The sequence below is a fragment of the Clostridium sp. AN503 genome (genome assembly GCF_040719375.1).
Lineage (GTDB): Bacteria > Bacillota > Clostridia > Lachnospirales > Lachnospiraceae > Brotaphodocola.
On the sequence record NZ_JBFDTP010000001.1, the window covers coordinates 204,454 to 220,313 of the forward strand.

At 51.9% G+C, this 15,860-nt stretch carries 13 protein-coding genes; 1 reads left to right on the forward strand and 12 read right to left on the reverse strand.

Annotation, left to right across the window (positions count from 1 at the left end):
- Positions 1–23: 23 nt before the first annotated feature.
- Positions 24–2,207, reverse strand: coding sequence for an anaerobic ribonucleoside-triphosphate reductase (gene nrdD, locus AB1I67_RS00880; protein WP_367027933.1), 2,184 nt, complete (start codon positions 2,205–2,207; stop codon positions 24–26).
- 202 nt (positions 2,208–2,409) lie between these two features.
- Here nrdD and AB1I67_RS00885 point away from each other — a divergent pair, with 202 nt between their 5' ends.
- Entirely contained in the window at positions 2,410–3,867 is a 1,458-nt protein-coding gene (locus AB1I67_RS00885) for a D-alanyl-D-alanine carboxypeptidase family protein (protein ID WP_367027934.1), read from the forward strand.
- Between the two features lie 142 nt (positions 3,868–4,009).
- On the opposite strand, the gene AB1I67_RS00890 is transcribed toward AB1I67_RS00885, so the two are convergent.
- The 11 genes from AB1I67_RS00890 to AB1I67_RS00940 form a co-directional block, all read right to left on the reverse strand.
- Positions 4,010–4,486, reverse strand: a complete 477-nt coding sequence (locus tag AB1I67_RS00890) for a DUF6672 family protein (protein ID WP_367027935.1) — start codon at positions 4,484–4,486, stop codon at positions 4,010–4,012.
- Positions 4,483–5,607, reverse strand: a complete 1,125-nt coding sequence (locus tag AB1I67_RS00895) for an ABC transporter permease (RefSeq protein ID WP_367027936.1) — start codon at positions 5,605–5,607, stop codon at positions 4,483–4,485. Before AB1I67_RS00895 ends, AB1I67_RS00890 begins: the two co-directional genes overlap by 4 nt.
- A complete protein-coding gene (locus tag AB1I67_RS00900; protein WP_367027937.1) occupies positions 5,604–6,662 on the reverse strand; it encodes an ABC transporter permease in 1,059 nt (352 codons plus the stop codon). Before AB1I67_RS00900 ends, AB1I67_RS00895 begins: the two co-directional genes overlap by 4 nt.
- A gap of 12 nt (positions 6,663–6,674) precedes the next feature.
- Positions 6,675–8,264, reverse strand: a complete 1,590-nt coding sequence (locus tag AB1I67_RS00905; RefSeq protein WP_367027938.1) for a sugar ABC transporter ATP-binding protein — start codon at positions 8,262–8,264, stop codon at positions 6,675–6,677.
- Positions 8,265–8,347: 83 nt separating this feature from the next.
- Positions 8,348–9,649 (reverse strand): DUF3798 domain-containing protein, encoded by a 1,302-nt coding sequence (locus tag AB1I67_RS00910; RefSeq protein WP_367027939.1) that lies wholly within the window; start codon positions 9,647–9,649, stop codon positions 8,348–8,350.
- 115 nt (positions 9,650–9,764) lie between these two features.
- The gene (locus AB1I67_RS00915) at positions 9,765–10,646 is read right to left on the reverse strand and encodes a carbohydrate ABC transporter permease (RefSeq protein WP_367027940.1); all 882 of its coding nucleotides are present in this window, start codon (positions 10,644–10,646) and stop codon (positions 9,765–9,767) included.
- A gap of 12 nt (positions 10,647–10,658) precedes the next feature.
- The gene (locus AB1I67_RS00920; protein ID WP_367027941.1) at positions 10,659–11,609 is read right to left on the reverse strand and encodes a sugar ABC transporter permease; all 951 of its coding nucleotides are present in this window, start codon (positions 11,607–11,609) and stop codon (positions 10,659–10,661) included.
- 113 nt (positions 11,610–11,722) lie between these two features.
- Positions 11,723–13,057: an extracellular solute-binding protein gene (locus tag AB1I67_RS00925; protein ID WP_367027942.1), complete on the reverse strand. Its 1,335-nt coding sequence runs from the start codon at positions 13,055–13,057 to the stop codon at positions 11,723–11,725.
- A 178-nt stretch (positions 13,058–13,235) separates the two neighbouring features.
- Complete coding sequence (locus AB1I67_RS00930; protein WP_367027943.1) at positions 13,236–14,090, reverse strand: MurR/RpiR family transcriptional regulator; 855 nt, start codon at positions 14,088–14,090, stop codon at positions 13,236–13,238.
- Between the two features lie 155 nt (positions 14,091–14,245).
- Positions 14,246–15,133, reverse strand: a complete 888-nt coding sequence (locus tag AB1I67_RS00935) for an ROK family protein (protein ID WP_367027944.1) — start codon at positions 15,131–15,133, stop codon at positions 14,246–14,248.
- 12 nt (positions 15,134–15,145) lie between these two features.
- Entirely contained in the window at positions 15,146–15,847 is a 702-nt protein-coding gene (locus AB1I67_RS00940; protein WP_367027945.1) for an N-acetylmannosamine-6-phosphate 2-epimerase, read from the reverse strand.
- Between the last annotated feature and the right edge of the window lie 13 nt (positions 15,848–15,860).

Sequence of the window (15,860 nt, forward strand, 5' to 3'; positions counted from 1 at the left end):
TGCTTTTGATTGTATATTTCCGATCACAGATGGAGCACCCGGTCCCGGATCTCCTGGGTCCTTCCCTGGTTCCAAAACTGGGTTCCAATATAACCGCAGGTCCTGCGGGCTACAGACATCCGGTCCTGATCGCGGTTGCCGCAGTTGGGACACTCCCACACCAGCTTGCCGGATTCGTCTTCTACGATCCTGATCTCACCGTCATAGCCACAGCACTCACAGAAATCACTCTTGGTATTCAGCTCCGCATACATGATATTATTGTAAATAAACTGCATCACTGACAGTACCGCCGGAATATTGTTCTGCATATTCGGTACTTCCACATAGCTGATGGCTCCGCCCGGGGAGAGCTTCTGGAATTCAGACTCAAATTTCAGCTTCTCAAATGCATCGATCTCCTCCGATACATGCACATGGTAGCTGTTGGTGATATAGTTCTTGTCTGTCACACCCTCGATGATGCCAAAACGCTTCTGAAGGCATTTAGCGAACTTATATGTGGTGGATTCCATCGGCGTACCGTACACAGAATAGCTGATATTCTCGGCAGCCTTCCACTCAGCACACTTATCGTTAAGCCGCTGCATCACCTTTAACGCAAACTCTTTTCCTTCCGGATCGGTGTGGGATTTCCCGGTCATCCGCATGCACATCTCATGAAGGCCGGCATAGCCCAGAGAGATCGTTGAATAACCGTTAAACAAAAGCTTATCGATGGTCTCTCCTTTTTTCAGTCTCGCCAGCGCCCCATTCTGCCAGAGGATCGGCGCCACATCCGATATCGTACCCAACAGACGCTCGTGCCTGCAGCGGAGTCCCCGGTGGCACAGCTCCAGACGCTCATCCAGAATATCCCAGAACCGTTCCATATTCCCGTCGGAGGAACAGGCCACATCCACCAGGTTGATGGTCACCACTCCCTGGTTGAACCGGCCGTAAAACTTGTGGCTTCCGTCCGGATTCCGCTGGGAATCCTCCACAGTCAGGAAGGAACGGCAGCCCATGCAGGTATATACATTTCCGCGCTTCAGTTCCTTCATGATCTTTGCAGAAATATAATCGGGCACCATGCGCTTTGCCGTACATTTTGCCGCCAGCTCTGTCAGATACCAGTACGGGGCGTCCTCGGTGATATTGTCCTCATCCAGCACATAGATCAGCTTGGGAAATGCAGGAGTGATCCATACGCCCTTCTCATTCTTCACTCCCTGCATCCTCTGGAGCATCACTTCCTCGATGATCAGGGCCAGATCCTCCCTGGTACGTCCCTTGGGGACTTCATCCAGATACATAAACACCGTAACGAACGGCGCCTGGCCATTACAGGTCATCAGAGTGATGAGCTGGTACTGTATGGTCTGGATGCCGCTCCTGATCTCCTCTTTCAGGCGGCGCTCCACCACCTTGCTGACAATCGCCTCATCCAGGCTCTCACCACACTCCTCACGCTCTGCGATCACGCTCTTACGGATCTTCTGCCTGCTGATATCCACAAACGGCGCCAAATGGGAAAGAGTAAAGGACTGACCGCCATATTGGTTGCTGGCTACCTGCGCAACAATCTGAGTGGTCACATTGCAGGCGGTAAAAAAGCTGTGCGGCTTCTCGATCATGGTCTCGCTGATGACCGTACCGTTCTGCAGCATGTCCTCCAGGTTGATCAGGTCGCAGTTGTGCTCCTTCTGCGCATAATAGTCCGTATCATGGAAATGGATGATCCCCGCCTCGTGGGCCTGGACGATCTCCTCCGGCAGCAGCACACGCCGGCTTAAGTCCTTGCTGACCTCACCTGCCATATAGTCACGCTGAGTGGAATTGATCACCGGGTTCTTGTTGGAATTCTCCTGCTTTACCTCTTCATTGATATGCTCCAGCAGAGAAAGGATGCCGTTATCCGTAGTGTTGGATTTACGGGTCAATTCCCTTTTATAGCGGTAACGCACATACTTCTGTGCCACCTCATAACCGCGCATCTCCATGATACCCGTCTCTACCATATCCTGGATATCTTCCACGTTGACTGCATGCGTCGCTTCGTCTACCATTTTTGCGATCGTCTCTGCCACTGCATTTATCTGATCCTCATTCATCTGGTGAATCCGCTCCACGCTCAGATTCGCCTTCCTGATTGCGTTTACGATTTTGGATACATCAAAGGATACTTCTTTCCCATTTCTTTTGATAACATTTGTTTTTACTTCCATTTTGTTTCCACTCCCTTTAGCGTATACTATATGTTGTCTATGTAAGCACTAAAATAATCTATATCTAGTGTCCTGTAATATCATACTACAAAACATAGAAGAAGGGAAGGGGTAATTTCAATAATATTTTCTTGAATATTCAAATCATATAAGGTATGATAAAACATGTGTGAATTTTGTCTGAGATTGGGAGGTTTTAATATTGAAGCAAAAGATAAAACAGATATTGTGCATCCTGCTGGCCTGCCAGCTTTTTATAATCACTGCCTGGGCAAAACCCACCTGGCCTGCGGATACGGGGATCCAGGCCGAGGCAGGTATAGTCATGGATGCGGAATCAGGCGCAGTCCTGTTCGGCCAGGGTATCCATGAGACTTATCCGCCCGCAAGCATCACCAAGATCCTCACCGCTCTGATCGTGCTGGAGCACAGCAGTTTAGATGAGACTGTCACCTTCTCCGAAACTGCCATGATGAGCGTGGAATCCGACAGTGGAAACAAGTTAAGCCTTGTTGCCGGAGACCAGATGTCGGTGGAGGACTGCCTCTATTCCCTGCTCCTCATCTCCGTGAACCAGGCTGCCAATGCCCTTGCCGAACATGTGGCGGGAAGCATCCCTGAATTTGTGGATATGATGAACGCGAAGCTGGAGGAGTTAGGCTGCGTGGAAAGTCATTTTGACAATCCTTCCGGGCTGAACGGCGATACCCAGTATGTGTCCGCCTATGACATGGCGCTGATCGCCCAGGCCGCTTACAAAAATGAGACGCTTTTAAAGATCAATTCCACCCTTACCCATACGATCGCACCTACCACCAACAACCCGGACGGGGTTTCCTTCCGGACGGAGCACCGTCTCCTCTATACGGACGATCCCTCCAGCCCCTTCTATTTCCCGGCGGCTGTGGCAGGAAAGACCGGATATCTGTTAAAAGCGGGAAATACACTGGTGACTTATGCGGAAAGCGATGGCCGGAAGATCATTTCCGTCATCCTGAAAGGACAGCAGGGTCAGACCCGCCAGTATTTCCTGGATGGAAAGGAGCTGCTTGACTTCGGCTTCCGCAGTTTCCAGAACCTGAATATTGCCGACAACGAATCCCGCTATGTGACTGGTGATGAGACACTCAGCCTGGATACCGGACAGTTCAAGGCCTCCGATCTTGTGATCGAGCCCGGCAGGGTGCTTACCCTGCCGAAGAACGCTTCCTTCGCAGATGCCGACTTATCCCTGGAGGAGCTTCCTGCACATCATCCGGACAACGCAGTGGCGCTCCTTAAGTACACTTACGATGAACGGACCATCGGAACAGCATATCTGCTGGCAAAGGATGGAGTTCAGGTGAACGGCACTCTGGCAGATGTCCCTCCAGAGGATCCTTCGGACACGGCAAATCCAGACTCAACGCCCAGTTCATCAGATGATGCGCTGAAACATACAGGGAGCCGGTCCCTCGCCCCAGTGCTTATAGCGCTGCTGGTGATCCTCCTGGTCGGCCTTGCAGCCGGCGGTGTTGCCTGGATCAGTTACAGCCGGAAGAAAGAGGCGGAAGCCCTTGCACGCCGCAGGGAACGCCGTCGTCAGAGACTGCAGCAGTCCGGGGATTCGGAGGAGTTTGAACGATTGCTTGAAGAAATGAAGAAAAAGCGCGGACAGTAACACGGAAAGCATCAATGCGCGCCGCCTGGCGGCGCGCTTCCTGCAAAAAGGAGACAGGTGATCGGATCACCTGCCTCCTTTTTTGTATGCTCAGTTTTATAAACCATTCTTGTTACATGGCTACATGACATAAAATCGTTTCTTAAATATCTCCCAGCCCGGTAAACTCATCGGTTGAAAGCTCATCGCCCGACTCTGTTTCCTCCTCTGTGGGATCCGGTGCAGGTACGAATTCAGACAGATACGCCTCTTCCGGCAGACCCGCCATATATCCCGGCAGATTGATAGCGACACCGTCCATATTGTAGGGCAGTGCAAAGGTCACATTGTAGGATGCTTCACTGCCGCCCTTCTCCTGGGTGATGGTAAGCATAATGTCCATCTTCTGACCAATGTTGGTCGCCATGCCGCGCTCATCATCGCGAAGCCTTGCAACCCGCTCCCCATCCACATATACATCGATCCGGTAGGGAGTCTCGTAGGTCTGTCCATTGTATTCGATCGCCTTATTGTCAAAATAAACTGTATGCCCGCGGCCAATCACCATCATAACGCCTGCAATCAGGAGCAGCAGCAGGATGGTTCCCGCCCGGAACAGAAAAGTACGTTTGTTTTTCAATTTTCTGCCTCCTCACTCTGCGCAGTCCTTAAGTCCTCTCCGGCCTTGCCCTTTGCCCGCCGTTTCTTCGTCTCATACATGACGAGGGCAAGGGTGATAACGCCGTAAGAGATGAACACGCGGAAATACTCACCGATCATGGAATCTCCTGTGATCTTCGCTCCCGCGGACGGCGCCACGATGAACATCAGATGGAACAGGACAGCTCCCACAAACACATTGCCGATGGAGGCCTTGTCAACCGACGCACCGCCTACCAGCAGAGCAGCGATACAGAACATACCGATCTGCTTATGGGAAGCGTAGGTGGAGATATTACCCATATTCTGGAGATAGAGCACCATACCGATCCCGGCACAGACCGTTGACATAACGATCGCAATGATCCTGGTCCGCTCTACCTTGATACCGGCATCGCCTGCCACATCCATATCCTGGCCTACTGCTCGCATATCCTGGCCCAGCTTGGTCTTGCGGAACCATACGATAAACAGGCACAAGAGAGCGATCACGATCAGCGTCAGCACCGGTATCTTAACGCCGCCGATACGGACAGCCATCAGATTATCCAGAGACTGTCTCATATTTAAGAGGCTTACCGTGTTACGAATGCCGTATCCACGGGGAAGCTTGATATTGGAGTGCTTGATCGGGATCACCGGCCCCATCATATACAGCACAACCATCTGATAAACACCGTCCATGAAAAAGGCGATGATATAACTGGTGATCATCTCCCGGCCTTTTGCCATGTTCAGCATCTTTCCGCAGAATACACCCAGCAGGATGGAGATCGGGATCGAGATGATCATCGCAAGGATCATTCCCGGTATACCCCAGATCTGCCAGTCAGCTACGAAGATCAGACCGATCTGTCCTGCCATGGCCCCCAGCGTCATACCAAAGTTCAGGCCCATGCCGGCCATGATCGGGATCAACAGGCTTAAGATCAGGAAGGCATTTCTTCCCAGTCTGGTCATGATCTCGTTGAGCAGATATGCCGGCGAAAAACCGGATAACGGAATACATACCACGCAGATAATAATAAACATCAACGGCACAGAGTTGTTCCTGATCAATCCAAGGGGACTGCCGCCATTCTTTTTCTTTTTTGTACTCATTTTGCTCCCTCCGTCTTCCTGGTCAAAGCATAGAGGATCATACCATTCGATACGATGATACGGATAACCTCGCTCATGTCCATATGAATCATGGAATTCATTACCGTCGGAGTCATGGTCACCATGCCCTGGAACAGGAAGGTACCGATGATCACGTTGGTAATGGACGCCTTATTGACGGAAGCGCCGCCGATCAGGATCGCTGACACCGCCGGAAGCGCCATATAAAACGGCGCCATGTAAAGCTGGATAAAGCCAAAGCCCTGTTCATAGATCAGGATACCGACTGCGGCAAGCCAGGTGGACATCACAACGGAAATGATCCTGGTCCGGTCGATATTGATGCCGGATGCCCGGGCAAAGTCCGGATTGGACCCTACTGCCGTCATAGCCGTTCCAGTCTTTGTGTGCAGGAATGCCCACATCAAAAAGGCAAGGAAGGCAAAGAACAAAAGGCTTCCCACCGGAATCGAAAGATTCCCGATATTGATCTGTAAAAAGCTCGCCAGCGCCTTGTCATAAAAGCCTTCCAGTGAGATCGTGGTACGAAGTCCCTTGCCTGCCAGGCCCCAGACCATGGTAGGACTGTTGTACGGCAGCAGAAGCCACATCATACACATAAAGGAAACCGACGAGAATCCCACATAAGTAGCGATCATCATCTCTCCGCCCTTGATCTTGTTGAGCAGCCAGCCGTAACCGCCTCCGAAAAAGATGGCAAACGGTGTGGAGATCAGAATCGCCATAAAAAAGCTCATCGGACCGCTGAAACCAAACTGGATGGATAAGGTCGCACCCAGAAGGCCTGAGATAATACCGAGCGGAAGTCCGAAATTCAGTCCGCAGCCGGAGTGTACCATCGGTACCATAGCCAGTACCAGAACCGCATTCCAGCTGAAACGGTTAATAACATTGCTGATCTGTGTAGGGAGATCCGCCCCGACGATCGGCGCCAGGATAAACATTGCCAGAAGGAAACCGGCGATGATCAGTCTCGGCAGGCCAAAGTCAGCAATGAATTCCTTAATTTTCACTTTGTAATCTATTTTTCCCATGCTGTCTCCCCCCTATTTAACCTGGCTGACCATCAGCAGGCCGAACTCTTCCGAAGATTCGGTAGCCGGCAGGATCCCGGCAATCTTACCTCCGGAAACGATCGCGATGCGGTCACAGGTAGTCCGCAGTTCTTCCAGTTCCGACGAAATCATAACAACCGTAACGCCAGATTCTCTGTTGAACTTCTTAAGGGAGTCCAAAACCAGTGATTTGGCCCCGACGTCGATTCCCCGCGTCGGCTCGGAAACAAACAAAAACTTCGGTTCAAGAGCAAAGGCCTTCGCCAGACAGATCTTCTGCTGGTTACCGCCGGACAGTTCCCTGGCTTTCTGCTGGGAGCTGGTACATTTTATCATAAGCTCGTCAATGTATTTTTGGGTGATCTCGCGGATCGCCTTCTCGTCTCTCCAGGAAACAAGGCCGCCCAGATACTGCTTTAAGAACTTACCCTGGATCTGCATGGCGGTAAACGCAACATTCCACTCCAGAGTCTCGTCAAGCAGCAGGCCTACGCCTCTCCGGTCCTCGGAAACGAAAGCCAGTGATGCATCCAGGCACTTCCTCGGATTGTTGAGAGGGATCTCTTTTCCATCAAATTCCACAACGCCGCCGGCGCTGTACAGTCCCATAACACCGTTGGGGATACCAAGCTTCCCCTGTCCGGCCAGGCCGCCGATCCCAAGGATCTCGCCCTCTTTGATATCCAGATTGACATTGCGTACCGTCTCACCAGGCATGTCTACCCAGAGATTCTTGATGGACATGATGGTCCTGGCTTCCGGGTCGATCTTCACATCTGCTCTTTCGGCAGACTGGATGCTCCGTCCTACCATCCATCTTGTGATATCCGGCACATCCGTCTCCTTTGCAGGAACGTCCTTTACCACATATCCATCACGCATGATGACAACCTTGTCACAGACAGTCAGTATCTCATGCAGACGATGAGTGATGAAAATCACGGCAATGCCTTTGGCTGCCATGCCGCGGATGGAATCCAGCAGAGCCTCTGCTTCTTTCTCTGTCAGAACTGCCGTGGGCTCATCAAGAATCAGCAGTTTCAGCTGATCCTTGCTCAGCTCGCGCGCAATCTCAGTAAACTGCTTATGCCCGACCGGCATATCACTGATGACCATATCCGCGTCAATCTTAACGCCCATCTTGTCTATGGCCTTCTCAGACCGCTCAGCCATTGCTTTATAATCCAGTGTATTTAACCTGTCCCCGAAGATCTCAGAGATTACATTCTTTTTCATCGGCTCCCGGTTGAGCAGGATATTTTCCGTAGCGGTAAACCCCGGGATCAGGGAAAACTCCTGATGCACCATGCCGATTCCCGCTTCCAGCGCATCGAACGGTGTCTGGAAATTGACTTTTTCCCCATTGATCAGTACATCTCCGCCATAACCGCCGGTTTCCCTGATCACGTCCATACCGAAAAGGAGCTTCATAAGAGTACTCTTGCCTGCGCCGTTCTCTCCGACCAGACCCAGTACTTCACCGGCTTCCAGTGTGAAATTGATGTCCGTCAGGACCTGGTTGCCGAAGAAATCTTTTTTGATATTCCGCATCTCCAACAAAGGAGTGTTATTATTCGTCATCGTTATGCCCCACGTAAAACAATAGGAGGAGAGTGCTCTCCCCCCATTGTCCTCTAAAATTATGATTTAGTATAAGCGTCTTTTTACTTAATGGTAAAGTATTTCTCAGGAACCTCGATCTTTGTGGAACCCATGAAGTGGCCAGGATCGCCCATGATATAGGTATCCTGATATACCAGGAACACGTTGTCTAACTTAACGCCGGTCTCTACGTTGGTGTAGTTGGAACCATTCCACTCAGCCTTCGGAGAATATACCTGATATGCTTTCGCGATATCGTCGATATCATCCAGCTCGCTCTCGCCGTTCAAAACGTTCATAGCGTGCTGTGCCAGTCCGGCTGTGGTCGTGTAGCCATAGGAGTATGCCCATGTACCAAAGTGATCTGCGCCGCCTCTTTCGTTGATGGAAGACTCAACCTTAGCAAGGATCTTCTCGAAATCGCCTGCCTCTGCGGTCAGGTCGATACCCAGTGCTCCCGGATAACCCATTAACGGAGACGGAAGGTCAGCCTCGATGAAGTAACCGCCATACTCAAGAAGCTGCTTTAACAGCGGCTCGGTATGAGCATCGTTGGTACAGAAGTAAGCAGCCTTGGTGCCGTACTTGTCAACCCACTCCGGAACCTTCTCAAGGATATAAGCCTGAGCTCCGGCAACACCTACGTCAGAGGTCGGGTCGGGAGCAGTCTCAAGAACGAACTCCATGCCAAACTCCTTGCAGGCTTCCTTCATAACAGCAACACGGCGGCTCATGGTCTCATAAGCCATATGGCGCGGGAAGGAAATATGTACAAAAGTATCGCAGCCCAGCTCGTGAGCGGTGCGGATGATCAGGTAGCCACGTGCTACGAAGTCGTTGTTGCAGACTAAGTCAGCTGCGCTTCCGATCTCCGGAAGGTCCTCATGGCCCTCACCGGCGATACATAAGATGTCCGGGCGGCTCTCTTTGATCTTACGGAAAGCCTCGGTGGTTCCCGGTACAGACTGGTTAACGATGATCGCCTTCATCAGCGGGTCATCGGAAAGGTTTACGATTGTCTGGATGGTGGTCTCTAACTCCTCGGTAAAGTTATCCGGGTAGATAGCCAGCTTGACCATATCCTCGCCGTACTGAGCCTGGAAAGCCTCAGCGCCGCGGCGGTCATCCTCGGACTGGGAAACAGAACCGGTTACGATACCGATGTGATAATCCCCTGCCTCTGCAGCGTCAGCTGCCGGAGCCTCAGTCTCTTCAGCGTCCTTTGCATCGTCAGCCGGAGCTGCGGTAGTCGCGTCTGCTGCCGGAGCTGCGGTGGTTACAGGTGCTGGTGTAGTAGTACTGCTACACCCAGCCAGTGCAGCGACCATACTCACTGCAACTATGCTTTTAAAAATTTTCTTCATACTTGCCTCCATTATATTTTTACGCACGAAAACAACAGTTACCTATTAATTGTAGCATATGTTCCCGTTTTGTCAAGCTTCATTAAGCTAAAGGGTTAAACCAGAATGCCGGGCTTTATCCCTTTACAGCCCCCATGGTGATGCCCTGCGTAAAATACCGCTGGAAACAGAGGAAAACTGTGATGATCGGGATGGATGCAAGCGCCGCTCCCGCCATGATCAGGCCAAAGTCGTTGGACATCTCGCTCAGCTTACTGGCAATACCAAGAGAGATGGTCTTCGCCTCATTCTGCGTCAGCATGACCAGCTGCAGCGGATACTCATTCCAGGAGTTGATGAACGTAAAGATCGCCAGCGCGCCAAAACCCGGTTTGATGATCGGGAACGCCACGTCCACAAAAGTCCTCAGCTCCCCTGCGCCGTCAATGCGGGCCGCCTCTAACAGGGAGACCGGGATATTCTCCGAGAACTGCTTCATCAGGAATACGCCGAACGGCCAGCCCACTACGGGGAAGATCACCGCAAACATAGATCCCCACACAGACTTAAGCAGCCCCAGGTTGGACATCTCTCTCATAAGCGGGATCAGGATAACCTGCTTCGGCAGCGCCATGGCGCACACGAACAGGCTGAATACAAAGGCTTTTCCCCAGAAACGCTTTTTAGCCAGGACATAGCCCGCCAGAGAAGCCGTCACACAGGTGAGCCCCATGGCCACCACGGAAATAAATACACTGTTGAACAGCCACCGGATCGCCATAGGCATCCCGATACCGAACAGTTCCGTCTTACTCTTGAAAAGCCGGGCAAAGTTATCCCAGGAAACGGTGGTCGGGATCCACTTGACCATCTCACCCGACTTGATGATGATATCGCTTTTTTCCTTCACGGAGCCGGTGACGATCCAGTACAGCGGAAAGAGGAAAAACACTGCCAGCGCCGCAAGGATGATGGATGAAATAATTAAATACGGTGTCATTGATTTCTTTTTCAACATATCGTCCGCCTCCTATTCTGTCGTCCCGCCGTTCATGACCTTAAACTGCAGGGCGCTGAACAGCGCGATCACGATCGCCAGGATCACACCCATGGCGTTGGCATAGCCGAACTCCTTGGTCGTCTTGAACGCAATATCATACAACAGATACATCACCGTGCTGGTACTGTAGTTGGGTCCGCCGGAGGTCAAAAGCTGGATCAGCGCAAAGCACTGGAAGCTGTTGATGGTGGTGATGACTGCTACATACAGCGTGGTAGGCATGATCGAGGGCCACTTGATCTTCCAGAATACCTGGAAATCGTTGGCGCCGTCCACTCTGGCCGCCTCCTCCAGGGAAGCATCCACGTTGCCCAGGGCCGCCACATAAAGGACGATGGGCTGACCGATGGAGGTGGTGAACAGGATCAGGATGATGCACCACAGAGCCATGGATTCGCTGGACGTCCACGGAAGCGGCTGGCCGCCAAAGCTCCGGATAATATAGTTTAAAAGACCGTCGTATTTGTCAAACATCCACTTCCATACCACCACCACTGCCACGGAACCGGTGACAACCGGCAGGTAGAATACACAGCGGTAGAAGGAACGGATACTGGCGCGCATCTTGTAAATGGCGGTGCCCACCCACAGGGAAAATGCGGTAACCGCCGGCACGGACACTGCCACAATGATGACCGTATTCACAGCCGACTTTAAAAAGATCTTATCCTGGAAAAGCCGGATGTAATTGGCAAATCCTACAAAGGTGCCTTTGGGATCCGCAAAGCTTGCATTTGTAAAGCTGGTGATCACCCCCATTGCCATAGGCGTGATCACAAACCCGACGAAAAAGAACAACGCCGGAAGCAGAAACAGGTAAGAAACGATGGTTTCTCTTCTCTGGAGGACCAGGCTGCGCGCAGGCGCCTTGGTTTTCCCGGGCTGTTTCCCCTTCTGCGTGAAATTGCTTGTACCTGCCATATCATTTCACTCCTTTTTAATTAAAGTCCACGGGTTTTAACTCTGAAAGTGAACTCCCTCCCCCCGCGTCTGGCAGAGGAAGGGAGCCTAGAATTGTGCTTATTCAGCCTGACTTAGCTTGCGCTGTTTGCAGATGCGTTGAACTCATCAGCCGCTGCCTGCGGGTCGGTGCCGTTGAATACCTGCTGAAGCATATTGAACCACAGCGGACGCATGGCGGCAAAGCCTGCCTTGGTATTGTAATACGGTCCGTAGTACTGGCTCCAGGAAGCCAGCATCGCTTTGTGCTCGTCTCCAGGATACAGATCGCCAAAGGAAGCGCGTACCGGGAATGCATTGGTCTTCACAACGCTCTTGGGACCCCACTCGGAATCGTCGCAGATGAACTTCACAAACTCTTTTGCAGCTGCAGCGCGTGCATCGGACTTATTGTCAAATACGCAGAAGCCATTGACCAGGTACTCTAAGGACGGCTTGCCGCTCTCAGACGGGAACGGAACTGCGATCTGGGTATAATCCTCAGATGCATAGGTGACTTCGTTGGAGGTACCAAAGCAGAAGGTCATTGCGCAGGTCTCCTGCTGGAACTTCTGCAGCTCATCAGCCGCTGCCATATCAAATCCGGCGTCGATCGCCTTGCTGTCGTACATGCTCTTTAAAAGGGTGAGCGCTTTTACGCCGTTTTCATCGATGTTCCACTTTCCGTCGGAACCTACGATAGAAGAATCATATAAGTTGTTTACAAGAGCGCGTGTGCCCTGGTCGCCGCCCTGTCCGCCGCAGTATACGATAGCCGGAACCTGGGTCGGAGCTGCATCGCGGAGCGCTTCACACATCTTGACAAAATTCTCGGTAGTCCAGGTACGGTCGCCTTCCATATTGACATACTGAAGGGCGTCTGCCTTCTCCAGGGCTTCCTTGTTGAGGCCCATATAGAACGGGGAAGAAGAGATCGGATACATCCAGGCAGTGCCGTCGGAACCTACGCAGGTCTCAACAAGAGACTGGCTGGTAAGATCGCCCTTAAGCTCTTCCATCATATCGTCCAGCGGTACCAGATAACCGGCCTCGCCAAACTCGATGATACGTCCCGGTGCGTCAAACAGGATGTCCGGTGCCGTTCCGGAAGTAAGGGAAGCTGTCAGCTTATCCGGTCCGGAAGTAAAGTCTATGTACTCAACCTTAACCTTGATGTCCGGGTGAGCGGCGTTGAACGCGTCAACCACTTCCTGCTCATAACCGGTATCCACTCCGAATGTAGGGAATGCCCACCAGGTGATCTCTGTCACATCGCCGGCCGGCGCTTCCGCAGGCGCCGCAGTAGTATCTGCCGCCTCATTACCTGCTGCTGGTGCAGCCGCAGTCTCGGCCGGTTTGCTTCCTCCGCATCCTGCCAGAGTGGTCGCCACCATAGCTGCTGCCAGTCCCAATGATAACATTTTTTTCATCGCAAATCCTCCTTTATAAAGAAATCATTTTTGCAAGAAAGGCGCCGGAATATCAAAACCTGTTTTGATCATCTCGCACGCCTTTGCTGTTGAATTCATTATATACTGGAAAATTCGTTTTGTCAATCTTGAATAAAAAAAATTTTCTTTAATTATATATTTTGGAAACTTTTTTCGTTTAGCACATTTTCTCTATGACAGACCCGGAAGTCTTTTCGTTATTTTTGCTGCAATGGTCATAATAACGGCGGTAATATTCGGTATACATCATATCCACCAGGAACATCTGGCTGATCTCCGCAGAGGTGGAGCCTCCCTGCAGAGGTCCCTCATTGGCTCCGCACAGCAGGGTGTAATCCGCATAGGAAGTGAGCGGCGACTTTACGAACCGGGTCACGCAGATGATCTTCGCCCCCGACTGCTTCGCCATCTCCGCCACATGGATCGTGTCCTTGGTGGCTCCGGAATAAGAAAATAACACCGCAGTATCATTCGGCCCCAGCATGGACGCCACCATCGCCTGCATGTGAGAATCCTGTACGCAGTATACTTTCGGTTCTATCCGTAAAAACTTGTTCATCGCCTTCATCGCTGTCAGTAAGCTGGCCCCTACTCCAAAAAAGTAGATCCGCTCCGCCTCATGGAGACTGTCGATCGCCGCGGAAAAAACCGCTTCATCCAGCAGGGAATAGGTCTCCGTCAGCGCATTCATGTTGGTATTGAGCACTTTCTGCGCCACCTCGGAAAAAGTGTCCTTAAGGCTCACATCGCCAGTCAGTCCCTTATTCTCCTCCGACTCATTCCGCAGGCTTAAGGACAGCATCATCTTAAACTCCTGATACCCTTTCAGCTCCATGGTCTTGCAGAAGCGGAACACGCTGGTGTCCCCTACCTCGCACGCCTCCGCCATGTCTGTGATGGACATGAACAAAACCTCCCGCGGATTCTGCAGAATATAATCCGCCACCTTCTTTTCCGCCTTTGTAAACTGATTATACGTGGATCTTACTTTTGTTAAAAAATCCCCTTCCATTTGCTTTCCCCCTTATTCTTCAGATCTCCCGGCTTCTTCCTTCCCGGTCCTAAAAAAGACGTGCAGAATAACTGGATTCCACACGTCTTTACTTATCTGATTTGATTATAAGTTGAAAAATATATTTTGTCAATATGGGGTAAAAGAAATTTTTTTCAGTCAATTAGGCGTTTAGACGCCAGATGTACGGCTCCCAGGATACCAGCCAGATTCCCAAGCTCCGCCGGGCGGAGCTGCACATTCCGGAAGCTGTCCATGATCTCCTGCTCTGTCCTCTGCCGCAGGCGTTTGATAATGTATGGCTGAGCCATGACCCCTCCGCCCAGGACAATACAGGACGGGTTGAAAATGTGGATGACTGTGACCAGTCCAAGCACGATCTCCTCGATCCACCGGTCCACCACAGCCTGTACTCCCGCCTCCTCGATCCTGGCAAATATCTTCCGCCCGGTATCCAGGGAGCTGTCATACTCCCTTGCCATGCGAACCAGCGCCGTAGTGGACGCATATTTCTCGTAGCATCCGCTGAAGGGCTGCCCTGCCTTCCTGTCTTCCGGGTGCACCACGATCCCGCCGAACTCGCCTGCGGAAAAAGCGCTTCCTGTATATACCGCGCCGTCCATCACGACCGCTCCGCCTACCCCGGTCCCGTAGGTGATGCACAGAAAATCCTTCTGGTCCTTTCCGGCCCCGAACCTGGCTTCCCCGGTTGCAGCGGCATTCACATCATTTTCCACGGCCACCGGCACGGAGAATTCACGCTCCAGGATCTGCCGCACCTGCATCCCGGTATAACCAGGGATATTCTCATTGGCATACCGGATACAACCCTTTTCCGAATCCACCTGGCCTGCCGTACTGATCCCGATCGCGTCAAAACCGTGATATTGATGAAGGATCTCCTTCGCCCGCTCCATCACATAACATCCGCCGTTTTTCGCGTTGGTATCCTGCTCCTGCACCTGTTGTACCTGCCCGCAGGTCCAGATCCCGGACTTGATGGAGGTTCCGCCGATGTCCAATGCTGCAATTTTTTTATCCACTTCCTGCACCTCTTATTTGATCGCTGTTACAAAACGCTTGGTAATCTCCATAGGACGGGTGATGGCCCCGCCGATGACTGCCGCCCAGACGCCTGCGTCCAGAGCTGCTTTCAGCTGATCCGGCTGCCAGATGCCGCCCTCGGCGATCACCGGTCTGCCGCACTCCGCCGACAGCCTGCGCATCAGCTCGATATTGGGCAGCTGCACGCCTTTGGTATACTCTGTGTAACCGTTCATGGTCGTTCCCACCAGATCGAACCCGATCTCAGCCGCATGCATCCCTTCCTCATAGCTGGAGCAGTCCGCCATGAAAAGCTGGTCCGGATACTTCTCACGCACTTCTCCAAAAAATTCGTCCAGAGTCTTTCCGTCCGGGCGGGGACGTTTTGCGGAATCCGTTGCATCCGTAGCTATAATGGAAACACCGCACTCCACCAAAGCATCAATCTCCTTCATGGTCGGAGAGATATATACGTCACAATCTCCGTATACTTCCTTGATAATACCGATAACCGGAAGGCTCACGGTCTTTTTGATCTCCGTGATATCCACGATCGTGTTGGCGCGGATGCCCACTGCTCCGCCCAGCATAGCCGCATACGCCATCCTTGACATGATATATGAGCTGTACAGCGGCTCCTCCTTCAGTGCCTGACAGGATACGATCAGCCCTCCTTTGATTCGATCCATGATCGCCTGATTTGCCTGGTTCATAAAAATCCTCCTT

Bases quoted from the DNA above. Each gene is read 5' to 3' on its own strand.
- nrdD (WP_367027933.1), bottom strand. From the start codon at position 2,207: ATGGAAGTAAAAACAAATGTTATCAAAAGAAATGGGAAAGAAGTATCC.
- AB1I67_RS00895 (WP_367027936.1), bottom strand. From the start codon at position 5,607: ATGAGTACAAAAAAGAAAAAGAATGGCGGCAGTCCCCTTGGATTGATC.
- AB1I67_RS00900 (WP_367027937.1), bottom strand. From the start codon at position 6,662: ATGGGAAAAATAGATTACAAAGTGAAAATTAAGGAATTCATTGCTGAC.
- AB1I67_RS00905 (WP_367027938.1), bottom strand. From the start codon at position 8,264: ATGACGAATAATAACACTCCTTTGTTGGAGATGCGGAATATCAAAAAA.
- AB1I67_RS00910 (WP_367027939.1), bottom strand. From the start codon at position 9,649: ATGAAGAAAATTTTTAAAAGCATAGTTGCAGTGAGTATGGTCGCTGCA.
- AB1I67_RS00915 (WP_367027940.1), bottom strand. From the start codon at position 10,646: ATGTTGAAAAAGAAATCAATGACACCGTATTTAATTATTTCATCCATC.
- AB1I67_RS00920 (WP_367027941.1), bottom strand. From the start codon at position 11,609: ATGGCAGGTACAAGCAATTTCACGCAGAAGGGGAAACAGCCCGGGAAA.
- AB1I67_RS00925 (WP_367027942.1), bottom strand. From the start codon at position 13,057: ATGAAAAAAATGTTATCATTGGGACTGGCAGCAGCTATGGTGGCGACC.
- AB1I67_RS00930 (WP_367027943.1), bottom strand. From the start codon at position 14,090: ATGGAAGGGGATTTTTTAACAAAAGTAAGATCCACGTATAATCAGTTT.
- AB1I67_RS00940 (WP_367027945.1), bottom strand. From the start codon at position 15,847: ATGAACCAGGCAAATCAGGCGATCATGGATCGAATCAAAGGAGGGCTG.